This window comes from Streptomyces sp. MMBL 11-1, assembly GCF_028622875.1.
GTDB lineage: Bacteria > Actinomycetota > Actinomycetes > Streptomycetales > Streptomycetaceae > Streptomyces.
Map to the genome: position 1 here is coordinate 1,149,234 of NZ_CP117709.1, position 24,493 is coordinate 1,173,726.

A 24,493-nucleotide genomic window follows, 5' to 3' on the forward strand; every position below is an offset into this window, starting at 1 on the left:
ATCTTTAAATGCCCTTGGCCGATCCCTCGTCCGGGCCCCGCTCAGCGTCCGGTGAGCACCCGCACGGCACCCGGTACGCAGGTGGCGGTGAGCGGCAGCGCGCCCAGCGGTTCACCGTCCGCGTACGCCGTGACCATGGCCGCCGCCAGTTCGATCGAGGAGACCCGGTGCACGGTGACGGCGGGGTGGCCCAGATGCGTGCCCTGGTAGACCCTCGGGAAGACCTTGAGGAGCGTGGTGCGGGTGCACCGCCCCACCACGGTGACGTCGAAAAGACCGTCGTCCATCTCCGCGTCGGCGCAGATCCGCATGCCCCCGCCGTACATGGTTCCGTTGCCGACCGCGATGAGGGTGGCCTCGATCTCGGTGGCCTCTCCCCCGTCGAGCCGGATCCGGTACGGGATCGGCCGGAAGGCGGCCAGTTCCGCGAGGATCGCGAGGTCGTACGTGAACCGGCCGCCGACGGAGCGCCTCCGGTTGACCCGGTCGTTGACCCGGGAGTCGAAGCCGGAGGCGAGGACGGAGCCGAACCAGCGGTCCCCGACCCGTCCGAGGTCGACCTCGCGGTGGCCGCCCTCCTTGAGCGCCCGCGCGGCCAGCCGTCCGGCGGCGGCCGGGTCACGTATCGGCAGCCCCAGCGCTCGGGCGAAGTCGTTGCCCGTGCCGACGGCGACGACCCCGAGCGGGGTGGCGGACCCGGCGACCGCCTGGAGGGCCAGGGACATCAGTCCGTCCCCGCCCACGGCTATCAGCGCCCCGGTCCCGGCCGTGACGGCCTCGCGGGCCCGGCGCAGGGCGTCGTCGGCGTCCTCGCCCAGCACCGTGCGGACGGAGAATCCGGCGTCCCGCAACGCGGAAGCGGCCGGCTGCGCGGCGTGCGCGCCCCGGCCGCGTCCCGCGGTGGGATTGACGAAGAGGGTGATCTCGCTGGTCACCCTTCCGGACCTTACAAGGTCAGGTGATGTCGTCGTAACCGTTCAGCCGGTGGGATCCGGGGCCGTCCGCCTCGCCGGACGCCTGCCCCGGAAGCGCGGGGCGGGAGCGGGAGACGTTCTCGACGCTGCCGACGGGCTCGGGCGTCAGATCGAGATCCGAGGCCTCGTCGTCGCTGAGCTCGGCGTCGGGGTTGTTGCGGTTGCGCCGCTTGTCGTTCAGCAGGGAGAAGCCGACGGCGACGAAGTAGAGCAGCGCGAGCGGTCCGGCGAGAAGGAGCATGGAGACCGGTTCGCCGCCGGGGGTCGCGATCGCCGCGAAGGCGGTGAGGCCCACGATCATCCCGCGCCACCAGCCGAGCATCCGCTTGCCGGTGACGACACCGGTCATGTTCAGCGCGATGAGCAGCAGCGGCAGTTCGAAGGCGATGCCGAAGACGATCACCATGCGGACCAGCAGATCCAGATAGCTGTCGAGCTCGATCTGGTTCTGCACGTTCTCGGGGCTGAACCCGAGCATGATCTCGGCGGTCTGCGGCAGGATCGCGTACGCGAGGTAGCCGCCGGAGAGGAAGAGGGGCGCGCCCACGACGGCGAAGGCGTAGGCGTAGCGCTTCTCGCCCTGGTGCAGCCCGGGGGCCACGAAGGCCCACAGCTGGTACAGCCAGACCGGGGTGGCCAGCAGGACGCCGGACATCAGGGCGACCTTGAGGGCGTTGGTGAACGGCGCCAGCAGGGTGTTGGTCTTCAGCAGCGCGCAGGGTTTGCCGTTGACGGCGACGACCACGCCGTCCTTGCACCCGACGGATTCGAGAAGGGGGCGCAGAAGGAAGTCGTAGATCTCCTTCTGGAAGAACGCTGCCACGATCGTCACCACGACGATCGCCAGCACGGCCTTCAGCAGCCGGTTACGCAGCTCACGCAGGTGATCGAGGAGAGGCATCCGCCCCTCGTCGTCCTTCTCCTGCTTGCGGGCAGACTTGAGCAACCCACTTCCCTCGTCTCGTGCGGCGGCTGTCGGCGGAGCGCGTCAGCTGTCAGCTCTGGGTGGTGGGCTTGGCCTCGCCGACCGGACGGGAGCTGGTGACGTCTCCCGGCGCGGCCTGGATGGTGCGCGCGGTGGTGGACTGCGGGGGCGTCGGGTCCTCGACGGTCTCCGTCGTGGGCGCCGTGGTCGCCGCGTCGTCCTTCTTCATGGCCTTGGCCTCGCTCTTGAGGATGCGGGCCGACTTGCCGAGCGAGCGCGCCATGTCGGGAAGCTTCTTGGCGCCGAAGAGCAGCAGGATGACAGCGATGATCAGAACGATCTCGAGGGGCTTCAGATTGCCGATCATGTGCGACTTCCTTCTCACTGAGGCGGCTGGAGGGTGGGCTCGCCGTTCGACCGGGCATACGTCCGATCATTGCGCTTGGCAGCGATCGTAACCCGCAAGGGTAAACGCGAGGCAATGCCCGTGCGTACTCCCGCTTGCGACCCGCACCTCCCTGCCTGGGCCGACTCCTGCAGCGTACCCTCCGGTGCCGAAGGACATCAGGCCCCGGGGCCGCTATCGCAGGCCCTCGCCGGTGGCCGCGAGGCGGGTGGCCGCTCGTTCGAGGTCCTCCGACGCCCGGTTGATCCGCTCCGTGGTGACCGTCACCTGTCGGCCGAGACGCTGGGCCTCGACGAAGACCTTGACGCCGAGCACACCGAGCACGGCGATGCCCAGGAATCCCAGGGCGATGGCGAGCATGGGCCAGAACATTCGGCGGTGCCTCTTCCTACGGGGCTTCCAACGGGCGCTGGGGTCGGGGTGCTACAGGGCGGTGTGCAGGCGCAGTGTCCGTACGCCACCGCCGGTGAGCAGTTCGATGATGCGCTCCCCGGCGGGCTTGCGGACCGAGGCGCCGCACTCGGGGCAGGTGAAGGTGTAGAAGGTGGTGCGGCTGGTGGCGCCGATCGCCAGGCGCAGTGCCGCGGCGGCCAGCTCGAAGCGCCCGCGGCAGTCGGGGCAGGCGGCCCGGAAGCGTACGGCGGCGGATACGGGCACGGGGACGGGCCCCGTGCCGGGCAGGGGCGTCGGGCGGGACCCGGTCGCCGCGGCCGGAAACAGGCGCGTCCGGTTCATCGTTGTCTCCCCTCCTCGGGACTCAGACCGCGTCCTCGTAGGCGGCGAGTGCCTCGCGGGCGGCCTCGCGGGCGCTGTCGGCGAGTTGCGGCGGGGTGACGATGCGGCCGTCGCCGCCGAGGCGCAGGGCGAGCCGGCGCAGGGAGGCCGGGTCCGGGGTGCGCAGGGTGATCCGCAGGCCGCCGTCGGGGAGTTCCTCGGCGGAGTCGTGCGGGTAGTACTCGGCGACCCAGCGGCCGCCGGTGCCGACCTCGATGACGACTTCCGGGTCCTCGGCGGCCGGCTGGACCAGCCCCGCGGACAGGTCGCGCAGCTCCAGCTCGGGCGGGGCGGCGGGGGCGTCGAGGAGGCGGATCTCGGCGACCCGGTCCAGCCGGAAGGTCCGGCGGGCCTCGGAGAGCCGGCACCAGCCCTCCATATAGGTGTGGCCGACGGCGAAGAGCCGGATCGGGTCGACCTCGCGCTCGGTGAGTTCGTCGCGGGCGGGCGAGTAGTAGCGCAGCCAGAGCCTGCGGCGCTCGGAGATGGCCCGGTCGACGTCGGCGAAGACGCCGCCCTCCGCCTCGAAGGTCACCGAGAGCCGGGAGCTGGCCGCCCCCGACTCCCCCGCGGCCGTCTCCAGCTTGGCGGTCGCGCGGACGAGGGCGAGCCGGTCGCTCTCGCGCAGGCCGGGGAGGGTGGCGACCGCGCGGGCGGCGACGAGCAGCGCGGTGGCCTCGTCCGCGGCGAGGCGGAGCGGCTCGGCGACGTCGTCCGGGTTGTGCCACCAGATCCGGTCGCCGTCGGTGTCGATGTCGAGGAGGTCGCCGCCGCGGAAGCTGGTGCCGCACATGGGCAGGACGTCGAGGTCCGAGATCAGCTCGTCCTCGGTGATCCCGAAGGCCCGCGCCACGTCCTGGACGTGGGCGCCGGGGCGCTCGCGCAGATACGTCACCAGGGACAGCATCCGGCGGGTCTGGTCGATCGCGTTCGTGGCCATCGTTTCCCTGTCCCTGTCCCTAGTCCTTGGCCACGGCGCGGAGCCGGTCCACCACATCGGCCCGCAGATCGGCGGGTTCCTCCACGACGACGTCCGGGCCGAACTCGACGAGCCAGGCGTCGAGGCCGTGGCCGTACGGGATCTCCAGCTCGTCCCAGCCGTCTCCGCGTTCCCTCACGGCTATCGCCCGCGACCGGAGCGGGTAGCCGGCTCCGGCGCGCAGCCTGATCCGGGCGGTACGGGTCGCGGTCTCGCCGGCCCAGCTCTCGACGGTCTCGCGGACGGTGACCACGTCGGGCACCTCGGCGCTGAAGACCCCCGCGCGGGAGCGGACCTTGCCGGTGATGCGGGAGAGCCGGAAGACGCGTTCGGCGCCGCGCTCGCGGTCCCAGCCGGCGAGGTACCAGTGGCCGCGCCAGCATTCGAGGGTCCAGGGTTCGACCTGGCGCTGCTCGGGGCGGGCGGAGTTGGCCTTGCGGTAGTCGAAGGTGACGGGGCGGCGGTCGCGGCAGGCCAGCATCAGGGGCTCGAAGGCGGCCTCGTGGACGGGGATGCGGGGTTCCAGGGCGCTGTGGACCTCGTAGGCGTCCTCGGCCTCCGGCATCCCGGCGGCCCGCAGCTTCTGGAGGGCGCCGCTGGCGGCTCCGGCGAGGCGGGCCTGCTGCCAGACCTTGGCGGCGAGACCGAGGGCCGCGGCCTCCTCGGCGTCCAGGGTGATGGGGGGCAGCCGGTTGCTGTCGCGGCGGGCCAGGTATCCGGTGTCCCCGTCGAGGTTCTCTACGGTCTCGATGACGAGGCCGAGCTCGCGCAGATCGTCCTTGTCGCGCTCGAACATCCGGTTGAAGGAGTCGTCGGAGCCCGCTTCGAGGTAGGCCTCGATGGATCCGCGGAGCTCGCGCTTGCTGAGGGGGCGCCGGGTCCCCAGCAGGCACAGCGCCAGGTTCATCAACCGCTCGGCCTTGGCAATCGCCATCGACGCCCTTTCTCTTGTTGCTCTACGACCGCCGACCGTACCGCCCCGGGGTGTGGGGACCAAAAGGCGGGCCGCTGACCGAAGAGCGGTGGCGGGCCGGCCGGGCAGCGGTGAGGGCCCCCGCCGGGCGGCGGGGGCCCTCACGCTCACAACCGGAACGGATCAGACCGCGACGAGGTCGCAGACGAAGATCAGCGTCTCGCCCGGGGCGATCTTGCCACCGGCGCCGCGATCGCCGTAGGCGAGGTGCGCGGGGATGATCAGCTGGCGACGGCCGCCGACCTTCATGCCCTGCACGCCCCGGTCCCAGCCGGGGATGACCTGGCCGGCACCGAGCTGGAACTGCAGCGGGGTGCCGCGGTTCCAGGAGGCGTCGAACTCCTCGCCGGTGGAGAAGGACACGCCCACGTAGTGGACGGAGACGGTCTGGCCCGCCTGGGCCACCGCGCCGTCGCCCTCCCAGATGTCCTTGATCTGCAGGTCGGCCGGCGGCTCGCCACCCGGGAAGTCGACCTCGGGCTTGTCGATGCTCACGGAAACTGCTCCTCTAAATGATGAACTGGACAACCGGGACAGTCTTACACCTTGGCGAGGATGTCCACGGCGAAGACCAGGGTGGAGTTCTTCGGGATGGCCTGCTGCTGCTGGTCGCCGAAGGCCTGGTCCGGCGGGATGACGAGCAGCACCCGGCTGCCGACCTTCTTGTCGACCAGGCCGTTCTTGAGGCCCTTGAGGGTGACCTGGGACAGCGGGAAGGTCTGGGTCTTGCCCGTGGTGTACGTGTTGTCGAACTCCTTGGCGCCCTTCCAGATCATGCCGACGTAGTTCACGACGACACTGTCGGACTCCTTGACGACCTCGCCGTCGGACTCCAGGACGTAGTTGGAGACGAGCTTCTTCGGCGGGTCGCCCTTGGGGATGGTGACCGTCGGGGCCTTGCCGTCGGTCTTCACGCCGACCTTGGGCAGGTCGGCGTTGTCCTGGGCGACCTCGGCGCCCTTGGCGGAGGCCGGGATCTGGGTGGCCTTCAGAACGTCGACGACGAACACGAGCGTGGCGTTGGGCTTGATGTCCCCCTGGCCCTGCTCGCCGTAGCCGAGCTCCGGCGGGATGACCAGCTCGACGCGGCTGCCGACCTTCTGGCCGACCAGGCCCTTGTCCCAGCCCTGGATGACCATTCCGGCGCCGAGCGTCAGGTCGAAGGGCTGCTTGCGGTCGAAGCTGTTGTCGAACGGCTTGGTGGAGTCCCACGCCTGGCCGAGGTAGTTGACCTGGATCGCGTCGCCGTTCTTGAGCTTCGCGCCGTCCCCCGCGCTGATGACTTCGGTCTTCAGCTCCTTGGGCGGGTCACCCTCACCCTTGGACAGGGTGGGCTTCTCGCCGAACTTGTCGCCCGCGGTGATCGCGGGGACGCCGTTCTTGGACGAGGCGGAGTCGGAGGCCTTGTCGTCGCTGCCGCACGCCACTGCCGACAGCAGCAGGAGGGGGGCGAGAAGAAGGCCGGCAATTCGGCGCACTGGTTCCTCAGATCTCAGGGGGCACGGTGAATCAGTCCCGCAACACTCTAAGGGCTGTTCCGTCATCCCTGGCGGGCGCACGACGACGACTGCCGCACCTTCCGGCATTGTCGGAACATCCTCATACGTCCGGTGTGCGGCCCCCTCTGGCACGCGGACGGCCCCGGACCCCAGGACCGGTGGGTCCGGGGGCCGGGGCCGTGACGCGGTGACGTCGGCTCACATGCCGGCGATCAGCTTCTCCACCCGCTCGTCCACGGAACGGAACGGGTCCTTGCACAACACCGTGCGCTGCGCCTGGTCGTTGAGCTTGAGGTGGACCCAGTCGACGGTGAAGTCCCTCCGCTGTTCCTGGGCCCTGCGGATGAAGTCACCGCGCAACCGCGCCCTGGTGGTCTGCGGGGGCACCGACTTGCCCTCGAAGATCTTCAGGTCGTTGCAGATGCGGGCGGTCTGCCCCTTGCGCTCCAGGAGGTAGAAGAGGCCTCGGCGGCGGTGGATGTCGTGGTAGGCGAGGTCTATCTGGGCGACCCGCGGATTCGACATGGTCATGTTGTGCTTGGCCCGGTACCGCTCGATGAGCTTGTACTTCATGACCCAGTCGATCTCGGTGTCGATCCGGTCGAGGTCCTCGGCCTCGACCGCGTCCAGGGTGCGGCCCCACAGCTCCAGGACCTGGTCGACGGTGCCGGTGCGGATGCCCCGGCGCTCGACGAAGTCCACGGCCTTCTCGTAGTACTCCCGCTGGACCTCGATGGCCGAGGCCTCCCGGCCGCTGGCCAGGCGCACCTTGCGCTGCCCCGTGATGTCGTGGCTGACCTCGCGGATCGCCCGGATCGGGTTCTCCAGGGTCAGGTCGCGCATCACCGTGCCCGCCTCGATCATGCGGAGCACCAGGTCGGTGGCGCCGACCTTGAGCAGCATGGTGGTCTCGGACATGTTCGAGTCGCCCACGATGACGTGGAGGCGACGGTACCGCTCGGCGTCGGCATGGGGTTCGTCGCGGGTGTTGATGATCGGCCGGGAGCGGGTGGTCGCGGAGCTGACGCCCTCCCAGATGTGCTCGGCGCGCTGGCTGACGCAGTAGACCGCGCCGCGCGGAGTCTGGAGCACCTTGCCCGCACCGCAGATCAGCTGCCTGGTGACGAGGAACGGAATGAGGATGTCCGCGAGCCGGGAGAATTCTCCGTGGCGGGCGACGAGGTAGTTCTCGTGGCAGCCGTAGGAGTTTCCCGCAGAGTCGGTGTTGTTCTTGAAGAGATAGACGTCGCCCGCGATTCCCTCCTCGTGCAGGCGGCGTTCGGCGTCGACGAGCAGGCCTTCGAGAATGCGCTCGCCCGCCTTGTCGTGCGTGACCAGTTCGGTCACATTGTCGCATTCGGGGGTTGCATATTCCGGATGCGATCCCACGTCGAGGTAGAGGCGGGCGCCGTTCCGCAGAAAGACATTGCTGCTGCGGCCCCATGACACAACACGGCGGAAGAGGTAGCGCGCCACTTCGTCAGGTGACAGTCGGCGCTGTCCCCTGAACGTGCACGTGACGCCGTACTCGTTCTCCAGCCCGAAAATGCGGCGGTCCATGACTGAACATTACGCCTTATGGCCTGAGCTGAAACCGGGTTCGACGGCACCGTTTCGATCATTTTCCGAACCCGTCACGACGGCGGGCGTACGGGAGGCGCCCCCGAGGACCTTCCCGGTGGCCAGCAGGACCACCAGGGCGGCCGCTCCCCCGGCCCCCGCGACGGCGAAGCTCCAGGCGGTCGAGCCGAGTTCGACGGCCGGCCCCGCGACGGCCGTGCCGGCTGCCGCGCCTACGCCGAACGTGGTGACGAGCCAGGAGAACGCCTCGGTCACCGTGCCGCGCGGGGCATGCCGGTCGACCACGATGAAGGAGCAGGCGATGGCCGGTGCGAGAAACACTCCGGCGAGAGCGGCGAGGGCGGTCATGACGGGCACCGAGGGGGTGAGGGTCAACGGCAGATAGCCCAGCGCCAGCAGCCCGACGATGACCCGCAGCCGCTTCTCGGGGGCGCCGGCCCACTGCCGCGCCCCGTAGCCGAGTCCTCCGATCAGCGCGCCGAGCCCGAGCGCGGCCATCAGCCACCCGTACACCGATTCCCTGCCGTGGTCGTCGGCGTACGCCACCCCGGCCACCGTGATGGAGCCGAGGGCGAGCCCGACGAAGAAGAACGCGCCGAGCAGGGCGAGGAGTCCGGGCGAGCGCAGGGCGCCCAGCCAGTGGGCCTCACGGGGAGCGGAGCGCCAGGTGCGCGAGGGCTCGGACAGGACGACCGAGAGGGCGCCGAGGACGCCGATGGCGTTGATGACGAGCAGCGCGGCGGCCGGGGACCAGAGCGAGACGAGCAGCGTCACCAGGAGCGGGCCGACGGTGAACATGATCTCCTGCGCCACGGCGTCCAGGGCGTAGGCCCGGTGCACCTGCCCCTCCCCCTTGAGAACGCTGGGCCACAGGGCCCGCAGACCGCCCTCCAGCGGCGGTGTGGCGACCCCGGCGACGACGACGGCGAGGTAGGCCAGCGGGAGCGAGCCGAGGCCGGTGAGGGCCAGCAGAGCCATTCCGAGCGCGGAGAGCGCGGCGGCCGGCAGCTGGACACGCGGCTGCCCGTACAGGTCGACCGCTCGGCCGAGCAGCGGCTGCCCGACGGCGGTGGCCAGTCCGTAGGCGGCGGCGAGCGCGCCGGCCAGCGTGTAGCTGCCGCCCTCCGCCCGGGTGAACAGCACGATCGCGATGTGCGCGGTGCCGTTGGGCAGCCGCCCCACCAGGGTGCCCGTCAGCAGCCGGGCGGCGTGCCGCGCCCGGAGGATCTCCAGATATCCCGCGGCCATGTCCGCCCCTCTCCACCCCGGCACCCCGAGGTGTTACGTATAACGTCGAGGCTCATACGTACCATGTGCGCAGTTCGCGGGTCCACCTCGCGGCGTTACGGACATCCCGCACGGAGGCACGAGTGACCAGCGCGCAGCAGCCCGTCCCCGCCCGGCCCACCAGCCGCGACGTGGCCCGTGCGGCGGGCGTCTCCCAGGCGACGGTCTCCCTGGTGCTCGGCGAGAAGTGGCCGGGCAGGGTGTCGGAGACCACGGCCCAGCGGGTCCGGGACACCGCGGCGGAGATCGGCTACCGGCCCAATCTGGCGGCCCGCAGTCTCCGGCTCGGCCGCACCAGGACCGCGCTGCTGGTGGTTCCCGCGCTCACCAACGAGTTCTTCGCACGGGTGTACGCCGGGGCTGCGGCGCTCGCCGCCGAGCACGACTTCGGCGTGGTGCTCTACCCCTCGCCGGACGGCACGGGCCCGGCCCGGGACCCGTTCGCCTCCGCCCGCGCCGCGCTCGACGGGGTCATCGCGTCCTCGATGGCCGCCGACGCTCTGGGCGCGCTGCACGGGGCGGATCTGCCGCTGGTGATGCTGGACAGCGATCCATCGGACCCCGGGCCCGCCGCCCATGTGAACCTGGACATCGCGGACGGGATGCGACAGGTGACGGATCATCTGCTGGGGCTCGGCCACCGCCGCTTCCTGCATCTGGCGTCCGCCGTGGACACCTGGACGTTCGCGGTGCGCGCCGAGGCGCTGCGCGACGTGCTGGGAACGGCGGGGGACGCGACGGTGCGCACGGTGCGCGCCCCGCTGGACGTACGGGCGGGGCGCGAGGCGGCGGAACAGGCCCTGTCCGTCCCCGGGGACCGGCCCACCGCGATCGTCTGCGACGACGACATTCTGGCCGCCGGCGCGTGCAAGGCGGCCCGCAGGCTCGGGCTGCGGGTGCCGGAGGAGCTGTCGGTCACCGGGTTCGACGACCTCGCCCTGGCCACCGCGCTGGAGCCGGAGCTGACCACGGTGCGGTTGCCGGCGGAGCAGGTCGGGGAGAGGGGCATGGAGGCCCTGCTCACGGTGCTGGACGGCCGTCCCGTCCAGCAGGACGGTCTGCCGGTCCGGCTCGTCGTACGCGGCTCCACGGCGCCGCCGCCCGCAGGCCGGGCATGACGGCGCCCCCGGGCCGGGACCCGGGGGCGCCGCTCGTCTACTTGTCCGTCTCCTCCGCCGAGCCGGGGGCGGTGTCGGTGCTGTCCGTGCTGTCGGTGTCCTCGGTGTCGGACGGGGCGTCCGTCGGCGTGCTGCCGGCGGCTTCCGTGTCCAGCAGCCGGGCCAGCTGACGACCGACGATCCGCTTGAACTTGCGCTGCTGGGGGCGGGTGCGGTCCAGGACCGCGACCTCCAGGCGCTCCGCCGGGATCTCCCGCTCGCCGCCGCCGGGCTCGCGCGAGAGCGCCTGGACGGCCAGCTTGAGCGCCTCGGCGAGGGTCATGCCGTCGCGGTGGCGCTGGTCGAGGAAGCTGCTGATCTGCTCGGAGTTGCCGCCGACCGCGACCGAGCCGTGCTCGTCCACGATCGAGCCGTCGTGCGGCAGCCGGTAGATCTGGTCGCCCTCGGCCGCGCTGCCGACCTCGGCGACCACCAGTTCCACCTCGTACGGCTTCTCGGCAGCGCTGGAGAAGATGGTGCCGAGCGTCTGGGCGTAGACGTTGGCCAGCCCACGGGCCGTCACATCGTCCCGGTCGTAGGTGTATCCGCGCAGATCGGCGTAGCGCACACCGCCGATGCGGAGGTTCTCGTACTCGTTGTACTTGCCGGCGGCGGCGAAGCCGATCCGGTCATAGATCTCGCTGAACTTGTGCAGTGCGCGGGACGGGTTCTCGCCGACGAACACAATGCCGTCGGCATACTGCAGCACAACAAGGCTGCGACCACGGGCGATGCCCTTGCGGGCGTATTCCGCCCGGTCGGCCATGGCCTGCTGGGGTGAGACATAGAACGGCGTCGACACCGGCTATCCGTCCCTTTCTGTCAGTGACGAGTGCGTCTGAGGCTGGAGGTCCGGATCAGAGCAGCGCGGCGCGCGGGCCGTCGGGCTGCTCGAGTCGGCGTTCCAGGATGGAGCGCGCGATCTCGGAGGACTCCTGGTCGGTCAGCCTCCGGAAGCCTTCGTCGGTGATGACGGTGACGATCGGGAAGATGCGGCGCGCCACGTCCGGGCCGCCGGTCGCCGAGTCGTCGTCCGCCGCGTCGTACAGCGCCTGCACGACCAGGGTGAGGGCCTGCTCCTCCGTCAGGTCCTCGCGGTAGAGCTTCTTCATCGCGTTGCGGGCGAAGATCGACCCGGAGCCGGTGGCCGCGTAACCGCTCTCCTCGGTGCGGCCGCCGGTGACGTCGTAGGAGAAGATGCGGCCCTTCTCGCGGTCGACGTCGTAACCCGCGAAGAGGGGCACCACGGCGAGGCCCTGCATGGCCATGGCGAGGTTGCTGCGGATCATGGTGGAGAGGCGGTTGGCCTTGCCCTCCAGGGAGAGCTGGGCTCCCTCGACCTTCTCGAAGTGCTCCAGCTCCAGCTGGAACAGCTTGACCATCTCCACGGCCAGGCCGGCGGTGCCGGCGATGCCCACCGCGGAGTACTCGTCGGCGGGGAAGACCTTCTGCATGTCGCGCGAGGCGATCATGTTGCCCATGGTGGCGCGCCGGTCGCCGGCCAGGACCACACCACCGGGGAAGGACGCCGAGACGATGGTCGTCCCGTGCGGCGCCTCGATGGCCCCCTGGAGCGGCGGCAGGCTCCGGTTGCCCGGGAGCATCTCGGGCGACTGGTCGGACAGGAAGTCCATGAACGAGGACGAACCCGGCGTCAGGAAGGCAGCTGGTAGACGCCCGGTGCTACGAGTGTTGGCTTCCACGCGTTTCCCTCCACGTATGCGATGGCCCTGCGCAAGAGAGTCAGGATCATCCCCCAACTTGCCGATGGCCGAATTGCAGTTGAAGCAAGTACGTACGCCACGGACCCTACCCGCCCGGCGGGAGTGATCCACATGTTCGGAGTGGGTTATCCGCACCAATCCGGCGGGACCGGGAGCCGGCCCCGGGTCGGTGGGCGGGGTGACGGCGCCCGCCGCGGCGAACGCCGTCACCCCTTTCACCCCTCAAAATCTGCGCGGGTGTTCGCGTGAGCACCCGGAACACCTCCGAATGTTCACACTGGTGAACTACTGTCCACCCTTTTGAACGAAGGATCGGACGAAATCCTCGGCATTCTCTTCGAGGACGTCGTCGATCTCGTCCAGGACCGAGTCGACGTCGTCGCTCAGCTTCTCCTGGCGCTCCGCGAGGTCCTCGGACGCCTGCGCGTCCTGCGCCTGCTCCTCGACCTCCTCGGTGGAACGTGTCGCCTTCTGCTGTCCGCCGCCGGTGTCCTTGGTCGCCATGTAGCTCACCCCGCTCGGTTCGAAGCAATCGAAGCTCTTGATCAGACCCTACCCACGGGGTCCGACATTTGACCCGGTGGTTGAGGCAACGCCCGCGCCTCGGATGATTGATTCCCAGCCCGGAGGCCTTTCAGCCGCCCGACAGCACGCGGACCAGCTCCTCCGCCGTCCGGCAGCGGTCCAGCAGCCCCTTGACGTGCTCCTTCGTGCCGCGCAGCGGTTCCAGGGTGGGCACCCGCTGCAGGGAGTCGCGGTCCGGCAGGTCGAAGATCACCGAGTCCCACGAGGCCGCCGCCACGTCGTCGGCGTACTGCTCCAGGCACCGCCCGCGGAAGTAGGCCCTGGTGTCCTCCGGGGGCTTCGTACGGGCCCTGGCGACCTCGTCCTCGTTCAGCAGGCGCTTCATCTTCCCGCGGGCCGCCAGGCGGTTGTAGAGGCCCTTGTCGGGCCGTACGTCCGCGTACTGGAGATCCACCAGATGCAGCCGGGGCGCGTCCCAGTCCAGCGCGTCGCGGCGGCGGTAGCCCTCCATGAGCTCCCGCTTGGCGATCCAGTCCAGCTCGCCCGCCAGGCTCATCGGATCGGTCTCCAGCCGATTGAGGGTGTCCTCCCAGCGGGTCAGGATGTCCTTGGTCTGCTCGTCGGCGTCCGCGCCGTACCGCTCGTCGACGTACTTGCGGGCCAGCTCGAAGTACTCCATCTGGAGCTGGACCGCGGTGAGCGTCCGGCCGCTGCGGAGCGTGATCAGCTGCCGGAGGTCCGGGTCGTGGGAGACCTGGTGCAGGGTGCGCACGGGCTGGTCGACCGCGAGGTCGACGTTGATGAAGGCGTCCTCGATCATGGCCAGCACCAGGGACGTGGTGCCGAGCTTGAGGTAGGTGGAGATCTCCGAGAGGTTGGCGTCACCGATGATCACATGGAGCCGGCGATACTTCTCGGCGTCGGAGTGCGGCTCGTCCCGGGTGTTGATGATGGGGCGCTTGAGCGTGGTCTCCAGGCCGACCTCGACCTCGAAGTAGTCGGCGCGCTGGCTGATCTGGAAGCCGTGCTCGTTGCCGTCCTGGCCGATGCCGACCCGGCCCGCACCCGTGACGACCTGGCGCGAAACGAAGAACGGCGTCAGGTGGCGCACGATGTCCGAGAACGGCGTCTCCCGCCGCATGAGGTAGTTCTCGTGCGTGCCGTAGGAGGCGCCCTTGTTGTCGGTGTTGTTCTTGTAGAGGTGGATCGGCTGCGCGCCGGGGATCGCGGCCGCCCGCTCGGCGGCCTCCGCCATGACCCGTTCGCCGGCCTTGTCCCAGAGCACCGCGTCGCGCGGATTGGTGATCTCCGGGGAGCTGTATTCGGGGTGCGCGTGGTCGACGTACAGCCGGGCGCCGTTGGTGAGGATGACATTGGCCAGGCCGATGTCCTCGTCGGTGAGCTGACTGGAGTCGGCGGTCTCCCGGGCGAGGTCGAAGCCTCGCGCGTCACGCAGCGGGTTCTCCTCCTCGAAGTCCCAGCGGGCGCGTCGCGCCCGGTGCATCGCCGCCGCGTAGGCGTTGACGATCTGGGACGAGGTGAGCATGGCATTGGCGTTGGGGTGGCCGGGGACGGAGATCCCGTACTCCGTCTCGATGCCCATTACTCGCCGTACGGTCATGCGGCCCTCCTTGCCCGGCGTCGGCCCCTCCGGGAACGACGCTCAAGTACCGCTGCTGTGTCCGGTGCGTATGCGGTGCCCGTCACCGCACTGCGCGACTCGGCGGTACCGCAGAGCCTAGAGCGCCTCTGCGCCGGCGGGGAGATCAATCACGACATTGCTCCGGCACGGCCGGAACGGGGTAATGAAACCGGCTGCGGAGGCCCCTGGGGGCTTCCGCAGCCGGTCCGCGTATTACAGGTACTGGCCGGTGTTGGCCACCGTATCGATGGAGCGTCCGGTGTCCGCGCCCTGCTTTCCGGTGACGAGTGTGCGGATGAAGACGATCCGCTCACCCTTCTTACCGGAAATCCTGGCCCAGTCGTCCGGATTGGTCGTGTTCGGCAGGTCCTCGTTCTCCTTGAACTCGTCCACGCAGGCCTGCAGGAGGTGAGCGACCCGCAGCCCTTTCTGGCCCTGTTCCAGGAATGCCTTGATGGCCATCTTCTTTGCCCGGTCGACGATGTTCTGAATCATCGCGCCGGAGTTGAAGTCCTTGAAGTACAGGACTTCCTTGTCGCCGTTGGCGTACGTGACCTCGAGGAAGCGGTTCTCCTCGGACTCCGTGTACATCCGCTCCACGACGGACTGGATCATGGCGTGGGCAGCGGCCGGCCGGGAGCCGGTGTGCTCGGCCAGATCGTCCGCGTGCAGCGGGAGCCCCGGGGTGAGGTACTTCGCGAAGATGTCCTTCGCCGCCTCGGCGTCCGGACGCTCGATCTTGATCTTCACATCGAGGCGGCCCGGGCGCAGGATGGCGGGGTCGATCATGTCCTCGCGGTTGGAGGCGCCGATGACGATGACGTTCTCCAGGCCCTCCACCCCGTCGATCTCGGCGAGCAGCTGCGGGACGATGGTGTTCTCCACGTCCGAGCTGACGCCGCTGCCGCGGGTGCGGAAGAGGGACTCCATCTCGTCGAAGAAGACGATGACGGGGGTGCCCTCGCTCGCCTTCTCCCTCGCACGCTGGAAGACCAGGCGGATGTGCCGCTCGGTCTCGCCGACGTACTTGTTGAGGAGCTCGGGGCCCTTGATATTGAGGAAGTAGCTCTTCCCCGCGGGCTGCCCGGTGACCTCGGCGACCTTCTTGGCGAGCGAATTGGCGACGGCCTTGGCGATGAGCGTCTTGCCGCAGCCGGGCGGACCGTAGAGCAGGATGCCCTTCGGCGGGCGGAGCTCGTGCTCCTTGAAGAGGTCGGGGTGCAGGTACGGAAGCTCGACCGCGTCGCGGATCAGCTCGATCTGGTCGCCCAGGCCGCCGATCTTGTCGTAGTCGATGTCCGGGACCTCTTCGAGGACGAGCTCCTCGACCTCGCTCTTGGGGACCACCTCGTAGACGTAACCCGACCTGGAGTCCAGGAGCAGGGCGTCGCCGGAGCGGATGGTGGTGTCCAGCAGCGGCTCGGCGAGCCGCACCACCCTCTCCTCGTCGGTGTGCCCGACGACCAGGGCGCGCTCGCCGTCCTCGAGGATCTCCTTGAGGGTGACGATGTCCCCGGCGCGCTCGAACTGCATGGCCTCGACCACGTTGAGCGCTTCGTTGAGCATGACCTCCTGGCCACGCCGGAGCTCCTCGAGCTCGACACTGGGGCTGACGTTCACCCGGAGCTTGCGGCCCCCGGTGAAGATGTCACAGGTGCCGTCCTCGTTGGCCTGCAGGAAGACGCCGAAGCCGGCCGGCGGCTGCGCGAGCCGGTCGACCTCCTCCTTGAGGGCCACGATCTGGTCGCGCGCCTCACGGAGCGTGTTGGCGAGCCGCTCGTTCTGTGCGGACACGCCCGCCAGGTTCGTCTGCAACTCGACGATCCGCTCTTCGAGAATCCTCGAGTGACGCGGAGAGTCGGCGAGCTTACGTCGCAGGACGGCGATTTCCTGCTCGAGATAGGCAACCTGGCCGGCTGGGTCCTCTGACCCTCGCGCGGGCCGGATGCCGCGGTTGATGTCGTCGTCGTGGGCTGCCACGGTCCTCACCTCCTCCATGGGGAGCTGGACGCTTCCTGACCCTACCTGGGTGGGTGGTGATTGAAACCCCTAGATCACAAAGACTGCGGGGCGTGTCCGATCTTCACCCTTGCGCTCTCCCTCACGTCAAGGGAATACCCACCCTTCGGCACCGGAAAGCCGCCGGTTGTATCGTCGAACTGTTCAACACCCGTCAGGGCTGGCTCCAATTGGTTCAGATACGCAGGAACGGCAGGACACATGACCGTGCAGCAGGACTCGCCGGGCGACAGTGACACGCAGGACCTGGAGGTCTGGATCGACCAGGACCTCTGTACGGGCGACGGCATCTGTGTGCAGTACGCCCCCGATGTCTTCGAGCTGGACATCGACGGCCTGGCATACGTGAAGAGCGGCGACGACGAACTCCTGCAGACCCCTGGGGCGACCACCCCGGTGCCGCTGCCCCTCCTCCAGGACGTCGTCGACTCGGCCAAGGAGTGCCCCGGGGACTGCATCCACGTGCGGCGCGTCAAGGACAGCGTGGAGGTGTACGGGCCCGACGCGGACTAGTCGGTGCGGGGCCTCGCGGCCCGGTCCGGGACGGAGTTCCGCGGCGCGCGCTCAGACGCTGCGCGCGAGGTCGCCGGAGGCGCGGACGAACGCCTTCCCCTGCCATCGCCAGGAGGCCTGTTCCTCCTGGTCGGGGCAGCAGCGGGGCACGTCGAGCGAGGAGTAGCCGAAGAGGGTCGCCGAGACGAGGCCGTCGCGTACGGCGAGGTCCCCGACCGTCTTCCTGTCAGCGGGGTCCACCAGGGTCGCCACGACCCGGGGGGTGGCCCCGCCGCTCTGTGTCAGGACGTAGATGCCGCCCGGCGGGGTCCCGGATCCGGCGGCGCAGTGCACCACGGCGACGGTTTCCGGCCGCCCGTCGCCGTCGAGGTCCCCGGAGACCTTCTTCGCGACGGTCGTGCCGACGCCGCCGCACTCCAGCGGGAACTCCACGGCGGCCGGATCAGGGGCGGGCGCGGGGGCGCCGTGCCGCGTGGTGGTCCGCTGCTCGGGTGCCGTGGCGGTCGCGGTGGCCGTACGGGGCTGGAGCAGCCCGGCGAGCGCGACGACGCCGGCCATCGCCGCGGCCGTGGCGAGCCAGTGCACCGGCTTGGCGGCGGTGTGGGCGAGATCCGGGAGCGCGGGGGTCTGCACGCGGTATGTCTCCTGATGGTTCCTGGAAGCCCGGTGAGGGGGTGGGGAACACCCCCGAGGGGTTGGCCGCATCGTGCCACACCTCACACCCGGGCGGAACGGCGGGGTCTCGACGAATGAGGGTCCCAACGAAAAGGCGCCGCCGCGCAGTTCCCCGGTCGGTCGGGGAACCGCGCGGCGGCGCCGGTGCGTTGGACGGATCAGCCGCGGTCGGCGGCGGGGCCTCCACGGCTCTGGCTGCCGGGTCCGTCGTAGTCGTCGCCGTAGGCGCCCTTGGACGGGCGGCGGCGGCGCAGCGGGGGCTCGACGCCGTCCGCGAGGCGGCGGGCGGTGACCAGGAAGCCGGTGTGGCCGATCATCCGGTGGTCGGGGCGGACGGCGAGGCCCTCGACGTGCCAGTTGCGGATCATCGACTCCCAGGGCTGCGGTTCGGCGAAGCAGCCGATCTCGCGGATGGACTCGACGGTGCGCGAGAGCTGGGTGGTGGTGGCGACGTAGGCGCAGAGGATGCCGCCGGGGACCAGGGCCTTGGAGACGGCCTCCAGGCACTCCCAGGGGGCGAGCATGTCCAGCACGACGCGGTCGACGTCGGTGTCGGAGAGGTTGTCCTGGAGGTCGCCGACGGTCAGCTGCCAGGCCGGGTGCGGGGAGCCGAAGTAGCGCTCGACGTTCTGCTGGGCGATCTCGGCGAAGTCCTCGCGGCGCTCGTAGGAGTGCAGCATGCCCTGCTCGCCGATGGCGCGCAGCAGGAAGGTGCTGAGCGAGCCGGATCCGACCCCGGCCTCCACGACGCGGGCGCCGGGGAAGATGTCGGCGAAGGCCAGGATCTGGCCGGCGTCCTTGGGGTAGACCACGGCGGCGCCGCGGGGCATGGACAGGACGTAGTCGGGGAGCAGGGGGCGCAGCGCGAGATAGGCGACGTTCCCCGTGGTGCGGACAACACTGCCCTCGGGAGCACCGATCAGCTCGTCGTGCGGGAAAGAACCCTTGTGGGTGTGGAAGTTCTTTCCGGCTTCGAGCGTGAAGGTGTAGTGGCGGCCCTTGGGGTCGGTGAGCTGTACCTGGTCCCCGACCTTGAAGGGCCCACGTCGGCGGGCGGCACCGGTCGGTTCAGACATGTGACCAGCCTACCGGTGATTCGGGGCCCTCCGACCGCCCGGCCGCCGCGGTGGCGGGACCGCGAGCCGGCACGCTCGGGACACGGGGCTCAGGCGCCGGGGCGGGCCATGGCCTTGACGAAGGCGCGCTCCACGTCGGCGGTGGAGAGGACTCCGTAGATCTCGCCGGTCTCCTCGACGACCAGGTATTCGGTGGCGGGCGTGGCCTTGAGCCGGTCCAGGAGGGCTTCGCCGGCCAGTTCCGCGGGGACCTTCATGCCGTCGGTGAGGTCCTGGGCGAGGCCGCTGACGGCGACCCAGGGCCGGCGGTGTTCGGGGACGCCGACGATGGCGGCCTCGCGGACGACGCCCTTGGGGTTGCCCTGCCCGTCGACGACGACCAGGGCGCGGGCGCCCGCCTCGTTGGCCCGGCGCAGCGCTTCGGAGAGCGGGGTGGCGGACTCGACGGGGACGGCGCGGCGGGTGAGGGTGCGGGCCCGGAGGTCGGGCAGGTGCTCACGGAGGCGGGCCATGCGCAGGCTGTTCCCGGCGCCGGTCCAGATGATGCCCGCGAGGATCGCGGCGAGGAGCGCGTCCATGACGGTCTCGACCCCGCCGATGTCCTGGGCGGTGCCGCCCAGGGCTCCGGTGTGGGTGAGCAGCGGCAGTCCGACGAGGACGACGACGGCGAGCCCGCGGCCGACCCAGGCGGCGGCGATGGTGCCGCTCATGGGCTTGCCGGTGATCTTCCAGACGACCGCGCGGAGCATCCGGCCGCCGTCCAGGGGCAGGCCGGGCAGCAGGTTGAACGCGGCCACGATGAGGTTGGAGATCATCAGGCCCGCGACCAGGACGCCGGGGACCGTGCCGGGCTCGACGAGCTGCATCGCGCCGTAGAAGACACCGCCGAGGACCAGGGACAGGAGCGGTCCGACGAAGGCGAGGACGAACTCGCGGCCGGGCGTCTCGCTCTCCTTCTCGATCTCCGAGACCCCGCCGAAGAACTGGAGCTGGATACGGCGGACCGGGAGTTTGTAGCGCAGTGCGGCGACCGTGTGGGCCAGTTCGTGGACGAGTACGGAGGCGTAGAAGGCGATGGCGAAGAACAGGGCGACGAGGTAGCGGGCGGCGCCCAGCTCGGGCAGCACGCGGTCGAGCTGGCCGCCGAACACCCAGGTGATCAGCGCGGCGACGACGAACCAGCTGGGGGCGACGTAGACGGGCACGCCGAAGGGCCGGCCCATGAGCAGGCCGCCGCCGGGCTCGGCGGGGCGTTTCGGCTGGCCGTTGTCGGGATCGGCGCCGGGGGCCGTTCCCCCTGCGCCGGGCTGCGGCCGCCCGCTGTCGCCGCTGTCGTCCACGGGGTCCCTTCGGTTCGGTGAGTGGCGTTTGCCACGATCATGCAGTGTGCGAGGGTCTGCCGTCGATGGTATGCCGCTCGCTGTCAGTGGCGGGCCGTAGGGTCTTCAGACATGACTTCCGTGCCGCGGCCGCCCCAGCCGCCTTCGTCCCTGTCGCCGTCGCGGGCGAGCGATTTCATGCAGTGTCCCTTGCTCTACCGCTTCCGGGTCATCGACAAGCTGCCGGAGAAGCCCAGCGAGGCGGCTACCCGCGGCACGCTGGTCCATGCGGTGCTGGAGCGGCTCTTCGACGCTCCCGCGGCCGACCGGACGGCGCCGCGGGCGCGGGCGCTGATTCCCGGCCAGTGGGACCGGCTGCTGGAGTCGAGGCCGGAGCTGACCGGGCTGTTCGCCGACGACACCGAGGGCGAGCGTCTGACGCGCTGGCTGGGTGAGGCGGAGCGGTTGGTGGACCGGTGGTTCTCGCTGGAGGACCCGACGCGCCTGGAGCCGGCGGAGCGTGAGCTGTTCGTCGAGACGGAGCTGGAGTCGGGGCTGCGGCTGCGCGGGGTGATCGACCGGGTGGACGTCGCGCCGAGCGGCGAGGTCCGGATCGTCGACTACAAGACGGGGAAGGCGCCGCGTCCGGAGTACGCCGATGGTCCGCTGTTCCAGATGACGTTCTACGCGCTGGTGATCTGGCGGCTGAAGGGCGTGGTGCCGCGCCGCCTCCAGCTGGTCTACCTGGGCAGCGGGGACGTGCTGACGTACGACCCGGTGGTGGCCGACCTGGAGCGGGTGGAGCGCAAGCTGCTGGCGCTGTGGGACGCGATCTCGCTGGCGACGGAGACCGGTGACTGGCGTCCCCGGCCGACGAAGCTGTGCGGCTGGTGCGACCACCAGGCGGTGTGTCCGGAATTCGGCGGGACTCCCCCGGTGTATCCGCTGTCGGTACGCCCTGCCGATTCGGGTGAGGATGGCCAGGGCAGAATGGGACCGGTCCGGGCCGAGGCCGGCCGTGCCGTGGCCCTTGAGGGCCCTTAAGGAGTTCCTGTGGCGATCCGCGTCCTTCTGGTCGATGACCAGCCTCTGCTGCGCACCGGTTTCCGGATGATTCTGGAGGCCGAAGGCGATCTGGCGGTGGTCGGTGAGGCCGGTGACGGCCTGCAGGCCATCGATCAGGTGCGGGCGCTGCAGCCCGATGTGGTGCTGATGGACATCCGGATGCCGCGGATGGACGGGGTGGAGGCGACCCGTCAGATCACCGGCCCCGGGAAGGACGGTCCGGCGAAGGTGCTGGTGCTGACCACCTTCGATCTCGACGAGTACGTGGTGGAGGCGCTGCGTGCCGGGGCGAGCGGCTTCCTGCTGAAGGACGCTCCGGCGGCCGAGCTGGTGCAGGCGATCCGCGTGGTGGCGGCGGGCGAGGCGATGCTGGCGCCGAGTATCACGCGCCGTCTGCTGGACAAGTACGCGGACCACCTGCCGTCCGGCGAGGACCCGGTGCCGGACGCCCTGCACACGTTGACGGACCGTGAGGTCGAGGTGCTGAAGCTGGTGGCGCGGGGCCTGTCCAACGCGGAGATCGCGGCGGATCTGTTCGTCAGCGAGACGACGGTCAAGACGCATGTGGGCCATGTGCTCACGAAGTTGGGCCTGCGTGACCGGGTGCAGGCCGCGGTGTACGCGTACGAGAGCGGGCTGGTGCGTCCCGGCGCGCAGTAGCGGCCCCGCGCACGCACACGGAGAAGCCGTCCGGCCCGTCCCCTCCTCGGAACAGGAGGGGGCGGGCCGGACGGCTTTCCGGTCCGGTCTCAGACGTTGGGCCGGTTGAGCTCCCAGAGCTGGAGTTCGGAGGTGGCGCTGACGGAGCGCTCCACCCCGGCGATCCCGTCGCGGGAGGCCACGTACTGCTTGCCCTGCCAGATCGGCAGCACCGGCACATCGGTGGCGACGATGTCCTGGAGCTTCTCGTAGGTGATGGCGGCGGCGGTGCGGTCGGTCTCGCGGCGGGACTCCGGGATGAGGACCTTCTGCGCCTCGCGCGACCGGTAGGGCGAGTTGAGGAAGTTGTTCTCGTCCAGGAAGGGCGCGGTGTAGTTGTCCGGGTCCGGGAAGTCGGGGAACCAGCCCATGCCGTAGGCCGCGTAGTCGCCGCGCTTCTGCTCGGGGCGGTACTCCGACCACTCCTTGCCCTGGATGGAGACGTCGAAGAGGCCCGAGCTGTTCAGCTGCTGCCGGATCGCCTTGAACTCCTCGGCGGTGGCCGGGCCGTAGTGGTCGCTGATGTAGTGCAGGGTGAACTTCACCGGCGTCTTGATCCCGCCGTCGCGGAGGATCGCCGCAGCCTTGGCGGTGCTGGGCTCGCCGTACTTGTTGAAGAAGGCGTTGGTGTGCCCGGCGATGCTGGACGGGATCAGCGAGTAGAGCGGTTCGGCGGTGGTGCCGTACACCTTGCCCGCGATCTCGCCCCGGTCGACGAGCTGCGCCATGGCCTGCCGGACGGACTTGTTGACCACGGGGTCCTTGGTGTTGAACCCGACGTAGCTGATGGCGAGGCCGGGCAGTTCGGTGAGCTCGATGCCCTCCTTCGGCGCCACGAGCATGTCCCGGGCCTGTTGGGGCGACATCGCCCGGGTCATCATGTGGATCTTCTTCTCGTCGAGCGCCTTGCCCATGGCCTCGGCGTCGGGGAAGAGCTCCATCTCGACCTTGTCGTTGAGGACCTTCAGCTCGCCCTTGTACGAGGGGTTTCTGTCGAAGGCGATCTTGACGACCCGGCCGTCCTCGACCTGCGGCTTCATGGTGTACGGGCCGGAGCCGTTCACCTGGAAGCCGGTGCGGCCCTCCTTCGCCGGGTACTGCGCTTTCGGGACGATGCCGGCGGCGGGGGTGGCGAGCTTGTAGGGGAAGGTCGCGTCGGGCGCGTTCAGGTGGAAGATCACCTGGTCGTCGCCCTTGGTCTCGATCATGTCGATGTTGGCGAGGAGTCCGACGGGCCCGCTGTCCGCGTCGATGTCGATGACGCGCTGAATGGAGTGCTTCACGTCCTCGGCGGTGACGGGCGCCCCGTCGGCGAAGGTGAGGCCCGCCCGCAGGGTGCAGCGGTAGCTCTCGTTCGCGGTGTCGGTGAAGGTACAGCTGCGGGCGGCCTCGGGCACCGGCTCGCCGCCGCCGCTCGGCACCGCGGTCAGGGTCTGCACGGTCTGCCGCAGGACGTTCCAGACGCCCGCCTCGTAGGCGATGGCCGGGTCGAGCGGCGCGGGGTTCTCCTTGGAGGCCACGAGCTGGTCCGTGGTGCCGACGACGATGGCTCCCTTGCCACCGGCGCCGCTGTCCGTGCTGCCGCAGGCGGCGAGCACGGGGGCGAGCAGGCCGATGACGGCCGGCAGCACCAGGGTCTTGCGGTTCATCTGGACGTTCTCCCTCATCCCGGCAGGTGAGGAATCAAAGCTAGTAGCCGCGGGTGGCCCCTCCGACCGTCCGGCGGGCGACGCCCGCTCCCCCGACGGCCGGAGGGGGCGACATACGATCACCCTTGCGGACATCTCATCCGATCCCGGCGGTCCACCGGAGGCCTGCTGGTGAGAAAGGTCACCCGTCAGGCCTCTTCACACGGACCCCCCGCAACTGATCCACATCCATGGAACGTTGCCGGAACACACACGGAGGCGACCAGGAAATCCACGGTTCGTTCACAAGTGCCCGCTCGGCGCGGGTCAGCCCGTTCCGCCCGCTCCGGTGATGAGCTTGCGCAGGAAGGCGAGGTCGACCTCTTCGAGGGAGCCGACGACCACGCGTCCGGCCGCGGGCGCGATGGGGGCTACGGACGGCACGGCGACGACCCGGCAGCCGGCGGCCTCGGCGGCTGCCACCCCGGTCGCGGTGTCCTCGATGACGGCACAGCGCCAGGGGTCGGCGCCGAAGCCCGCGGCCGCGGTGAGGTAGGGCTCGGGGTGGGGCTTGGTCCGGGTGACCTCGTCCCCGGCGACGGTGAGCGCGAAGTGGTGGCGGCCCACCGATTCCAGCACCCGGTCGATGATCCGGCGGTGGGAGGCGGAGACGAGCGCGGTGGGCACCTCGTACGCGGCCAGTTCGGCGAGCAGCCGCTCGGCGCCCGGCATCAGCGGCACCCCGCGCTCGATGCGCTTCTCGAAGCCGTCGTTGAGCAGCACGGTCAGCTCGTCCAGCCGGATGTCGGCGCCGGTGGCGTCGATGAGGTAGCCGGCGCTGCGGGTCATCGGCCCGCCGACGACCACATCCCGCCAGGACTCGTCCAGCCGGTGCCCGAGACCGGCGAAGACCTCTTTCTCGACGTCCCACCAGAAGCCCTCGGTATCGACCAGGGTTCCGTCCATGTCGAGAAGGACCGCCTGCAGGGCGGCGCCTTCGGCCGTGCGGGTCAAGGACGCGGGGACCGTACTGGTCATCCGGCACACCTTCCG

General features: G+C 70.1%; 25 protein-coding genes and 1 pseudogene. 4 read left to right on the forward strand and 22 right to left on the reverse strand.

The window, feature by feature from the left end; translation table 11 throughout:
• Nucleotides 1–41: 41 nt before the first annotated feature.
• From PSQ21_RS04810 to PSQ21_RS04860, 11 genes are all read right to left on the reverse strand, one after another.
• A complete protein-coding gene (locus PSQ21_RS04810; RefSeq protein WP_274029159.1) occupies nucleotides 42–935 on the reverse strand; it encodes a YegS/Rv2252/BmrU family lipid kinase in 894 nt (297 codons plus the stop codon).
• Between the two features lie 19 nt (nucleotides 936–954).
• Complete coding sequence (gene tatC / locus PSQ21_RS04815; protein WP_274029160.1) at nucleotides 955–1,920, reverse strand: twin-arginine translocase subunit TatC; 966 nt, start codon at nucleotides 1,918–1,920, stop codon at nucleotides 955–957.
• Between the two features lie 49 nt (nucleotides 1,921–1,969).
• Nucleotides 1,970–2,266 carry a Sec-independent protein translocase subunit TatA gene (gene tatA, locus PSQ21_RS04820; RefSeq protein WP_274029161.1) on the reverse strand — a complete coding sequence of 99 codons (297 nt, stop codon included), beginning with the start codon at nucleotides 2,264–2,266 and terminating at the stop codon, nucleotides 1,970–1,972.
• Between the two features lie 213 nt (nucleotides 2,267–2,479).
• Nucleotides 2,480–2,677, reverse strand: a complete 198-nt coding sequence (locus tag PSQ21_RS04825; protein WP_097866982.1) for a hypothetical protein — start codon at nucleotides 2,675–2,677, stop codon at nucleotides 2,480–2,482.
• Between the two features lie 51 nt (nucleotides 2,678–2,728).
• Nucleotides 2,729–3,040, reverse strand: coding sequence for a hypothetical protein (locus PSQ21_RS04830; RefSeq protein ID WP_274029162.1), 312 nt, complete (start codon nucleotides 3,038–3,040; stop codon nucleotides 2,729–2,731).
• A 22-nt stretch (nucleotides 3,041–3,062) separates the two neighbouring features.
• Entirely contained in the window at nucleotides 3,063–4,019 is a 957-nt protein-coding gene (locus tag PSQ21_RS04835; RefSeq protein WP_097866983.1) for a helix-turn-helix transcriptional regulator, read from the reverse strand.
• Nucleotides 4,020–4,038: 19 nt separating this feature from the next.
• Nucleotides 4,039–4,992 carry a helix-turn-helix transcriptional regulator gene (locus tag PSQ21_RS04840; protein WP_274029163.1) on the reverse strand — a complete coding sequence of 318 codons (954 nt, stop codon included), beginning with the start codon at nucleotides 4,990–4,992 and terminating at the stop codon, nucleotides 4,039–4,041.
• Nucleotides 4,993–5,154: 162 nt separating this feature from the next.
• On the reverse strand, nucleotides 5,155–5,526 hold the full coding sequence (locus PSQ21_RS04845; RefSeq protein ID WP_274029164.1) for an FKBP-type peptidyl-prolyl cis-trans isomerase: 372 nt from the start codon (nucleotides 5,524–5,526) through the stop codon (nucleotides 5,155–5,157).
• A 44-nt stretch (nucleotides 5,527–5,570) separates the two neighbouring features.
• The gene (locus PSQ21_RS04850) at nucleotides 5,571–6,509 is read right to left on the reverse strand and encodes an FKBP-type peptidyl-prolyl cis-trans isomerase (RefSeq protein WP_274029165.1); all 939 of its coding nucleotides are present in this window, start codon (nucleotides 6,507–6,509) and stop codon (nucleotides 5,571–5,573) included.
• A gap of 219 nt (nucleotides 6,510–6,728) precedes the next feature.
• Nucleotides 6,729–8,090 (reverse strand): Pup--protein ligase, encoded by a 1,362-nt coding sequence (pafA, locus tag PSQ21_RS04855; protein ID WP_274029166.1) that lies wholly within the window; start codon nucleotides 8,088–8,090, stop codon nucleotides 6,729–6,731.
• Nucleotides 8,091–8,099: 9 nt separating this feature from the next.
• Entirely contained in the window at nucleotides 8,100–9,359 is a 1,260-nt protein-coding gene (locus PSQ21_RS04860; protein WP_274029167.1) for an MFS transporter, read from the reverse strand.
• A gap of 122 nt (nucleotides 9,360–9,481) precedes the next feature.
• On the opposite strand from PSQ21_RS04860, the gene PSQ21_RS04865 reads away from it, so the two are divergent.
• Nucleotides 9,482–10,516: a LacI family DNA-binding transcriptional regulator gene (locus PSQ21_RS04865; protein ID WP_274029168.1), complete on the forward strand. Its 1,035-nt coding sequence runs from the start codon at nucleotides 9,482–9,484 to the stop codon at nucleotides 10,514–10,516.
• 37 nt (nucleotides 10,517–10,553) lie between these two features.
• Here the strand turns inward: PSQ21_RS04865 and prcA are convergent, their stop codons facing one another.
• The 6 genes and pseudogenes from prcA to arc all read right to left on the reverse strand — a co-directional run bounded on the left by prcA (nucleotide 10,554) and on the right by arc (nucleotide 16,426).
• Entirely contained in the window at nucleotides 10,554–11,357 is an 804-nt protein-coding gene (gene prcA / locus PSQ21_RS04870) for a proteasome subunit alpha (protein ID WP_274029169.1), read from the reverse strand.
• A 55-nt stretch (nucleotides 11,358–11,412) separates the two neighbouring features.
• Nucleotides 11,413–12,258, reverse strand: a complete 846-nt coding sequence (gene prcB / locus PSQ21_RS04875; protein ID WP_274029170.1) for a proteasome subunit beta — start codon at nucleotides 12,256–12,258, stop codon at nucleotides 11,413–11,415.
• A pseudogene (locus PSQ21_RS04880) lies at nucleotides 12,210–12,393 on the reverse strand (endonuclease domain-containing protein); the annotation flags it as partial. The gene prcB and the pseudogene PSQ21_RS04880, both read right to left, overlap by 49 nt.
• Before the next feature lie 171 nt (nucleotides 12,394–12,564).
• The gene (locus PSQ21_RS04885; RefSeq protein WP_003970166.1) at nucleotides 12,565–12,783 is read right to left on the reverse strand and encodes a ubiquitin-like protein Pup; all 219 of its coding nucleotides are present in this window, start codon (nucleotides 12,781–12,783) and stop codon (nucleotides 12,565–12,567) included.
• Nucleotides 12,784–12,913: 130 nt separating this feature from the next.
• Nucleotides 12,914–14,425 carry a depupylase/deamidase Dop gene (gene dop, locus PSQ21_RS04890; protein ID WP_274029171.1) on the reverse strand — a complete coding sequence of 504 codons (1,512 nt, stop codon included), beginning with the start codon at nucleotides 14,423–14,425 and terminating at the stop codon, nucleotides 12,914–12,916.
• A gap of 234 nt (nucleotides 14,426–14,659) precedes the next feature.
• Nucleotides 14,660–16,426, reverse strand: a complete 1,767-nt coding sequence (arc, locus tag PSQ21_RS04895; RefSeq protein ID WP_274029172.1) for a proteasome ATPase — start codon at nucleotides 16,424–16,426, stop codon at nucleotides 14,660–14,662.
• Between the two features lie 240 nt (nucleotides 16,427–16,666).
• Here arc and PSQ21_RS04900 point away from each other — a divergent pair, with 240 nt between their 5' ends.
• The gene (locus PSQ21_RS04900) at nucleotides 16,667–16,978 is read left to right on the forward strand and encodes a ferredoxin (RefSeq protein ID WP_047175828.1); all 312 of its coding nucleotides are present in this window, start codon (nucleotides 16,667–16,669) and stop codon (nucleotides 16,976–16,978) included.
• 51 nt (nucleotides 16,979–17,029) lie between these two features.
• Here the strand turns inward: PSQ21_RS04900 and PSQ21_RS04905 are convergent, their stop codons facing one another.
• The 3 genes from PSQ21_RS04905 to PSQ21_RS04915 form a co-directional block, all read right to left on the reverse strand.
• Nucleotides 17,030–17,611: a hypothetical protein gene (locus PSQ21_RS04905; protein ID WP_274029173.1), complete on the reverse strand. Its 582-nt coding sequence runs from the start codon at nucleotides 17,609–17,611 to the stop codon at nucleotides 17,030–17,032.
• A 200-nt stretch (nucleotides 17,612–17,811) separates the two neighbouring features.
• Nucleotides 17,812–18,729, reverse strand: a complete 918-nt coding sequence (locus PSQ21_RS04910; protein WP_265602514.1) for a tRNA (adenine-N1)-methyltransferase — start codon at nucleotides 18,727–18,729, stop codon at nucleotides 17,812–17,814.
• 89 nt (nucleotides 18,730–18,818) lie between these two features.
• Entirely contained in the window at nucleotides 18,819–20,069 is a 1,251-nt protein-coding gene (locus tag PSQ21_RS04915) for a site-2 protease family protein (protein WP_274029174.1), read from the reverse strand.
• A 177-nt stretch (nucleotides 20,070–20,246) separates the two neighbouring features.
• Here PSQ21_RS04915 and PSQ21_RS04920 point away from each other — a divergent pair, with 177 nt between their 5' ends.
• Both PSQ21_RS04920 and PSQ21_RS04925 read left to right on the forward strand, forming a co-directional pair.
• Nucleotides 20,247–21,092, forward strand: coding sequence for a RecB family exonuclease (locus tag PSQ21_RS04920; protein ID WP_337961666.1), 846 nt, complete (start codon nucleotides 20,247–20,249; stop codon nucleotides 21,090–21,092).
• A 9-nt stretch (nucleotides 21,093–21,101) separates the two neighbouring features.
• Complete coding sequence (locus PSQ21_RS04925) at nucleotides 21,102–21,773, forward strand: response regulator (RefSeq protein WP_003970158.1); 672 nt, start codon at nucleotides 21,102–21,104, stop codon at nucleotides 21,771–21,773.
• A gap of 89 nt (nucleotides 21,774–21,862) precedes the next feature.
• On the opposite strand, the gene PSQ21_RS04930 is transcribed toward PSQ21_RS04925, so the two are convergent.
• Nucleotides 21,863–23,461, reverse strand: a complete 1,599-nt coding sequence (locus tag PSQ21_RS04930; RefSeq protein WP_274029176.1) for an ABC transporter substrate-binding protein — start codon at nucleotides 23,459–23,461, stop codon at nucleotides 21,863–21,865.
• Between the two features lie 306 nt (nucleotides 23,462–23,767).
• Nucleotides 23,768–24,478 carry an HAD family hydrolase gene (locus PSQ21_RS04935; RefSeq protein ID WP_274029177.1) on the reverse strand — a complete coding sequence of 237 codons (711 nt, stop codon included), beginning with the start codon at nucleotides 24,476–24,478 and terminating at the stop codon, nucleotides 23,768–23,770.
• Between the last annotated feature and the right edge of the window lie 15 nt (nucleotides 24,479–24,493).

Excerpts from the sequence above, each read along its gene's own strand:
- dop (WP_274029171.1), bottom strand. The coding sequence starts at position 14,425 with ATGACCGTACGGCGAGTAATGGGCATCGAGACGGAGTACGGGATCTCC.
- PSQ21_RS04840 (WP_274029163.1), bottom strand. The coding sequence starts at position 4,992 with ATGGCGATTGCCAAGGCCGAGCGGTTGATGAACCTGGCGCTGTGCCTG.
- pafA (WP_274029166.1), bottom strand. The coding sequence starts at position 8,090 with ATGGACCGCCGCATTTTCGGGCTGGAGAACGAGTACGGCGTCACGTGC.
- PSQ21_RS04825 (WP_097866982.1), bottom strand. The coding sequence starts at position 2,677 with ATGTTCTGGCCCATGCTCGCCATCGCCCTGGGATTCCTGGGCATCGCC.
- PSQ21_RS04910 (WP_265602514.1), bottom strand. The coding sequence starts at position 18,729 with ATGTCTGAACCGACCGGTGCCGCCCGCCGACGTGGGCCCTTCAAGGTC.
- PSQ21_RS04900 (WP_047175828.1), top strand. The coding sequence starts at position 16,667 with ATGACCGTGCAGCAGGACTCGCCGGGCGACAGTGACACGCAGGACCTG.
- PSQ21_RS04860 (WP_274029167.1), bottom strand. The coding sequence starts at position 9,359 with ATGGCCGCGGGATATCTGGAGATCCTCCGGGCGCGGCACGCCGCCCGG.
- PSQ21_RS04830 (WP_274029162.1), bottom strand. The coding sequence starts at position 3,040 with ATGAACCGGACGCGCCTGTTTCCGGCCGCGGCGACCGGGTCCCGCCCG.
- tatA (WP_274029161.1), bottom strand. The coding sequence starts at position 2,266 with ATGATCGGCAATCTGAAGCCCCTCGAGATCGTTCTGATCATCGCTGTC.
- PSQ21_RS04935 (WP_274029177.1), bottom strand. The coding sequence starts at position 24,478 with ATGACCAGTACGGTCCCCGCGTCCTTGACCCGCACGGCCGAAGGCGCC.
- PSQ21_RS04885 (WP_003970166.1), bottom strand. The coding sequence starts at position 12,783 with ATGGCGACCAAGGACACCGGCGGCGGACAGCAGAAGGCGACACGTTCC.
- PSQ21_RS04835 (WP_097866983.1), bottom strand. The coding sequence starts at position 4,019 with ATGGCCACGAACGCGATCGACCAGACCCGCCGGATGCTGTCCCTGGTG.
- PSQ21_RS04920 (WP_337961666.1), top strand. The coding sequence starts at position 20,247 with ATGCAGTGTCCCTTGCTCTACCGCTTCCGGGTCATCGACAAGCTGCCG.
- PSQ21_RS04930 (WP_274029176.1), bottom strand. The coding sequence starts at position 23,461 with ATGAACCGCAAGACCCTGGTGCTGCCGGCCGTCATCGGCCTGCTCGCC.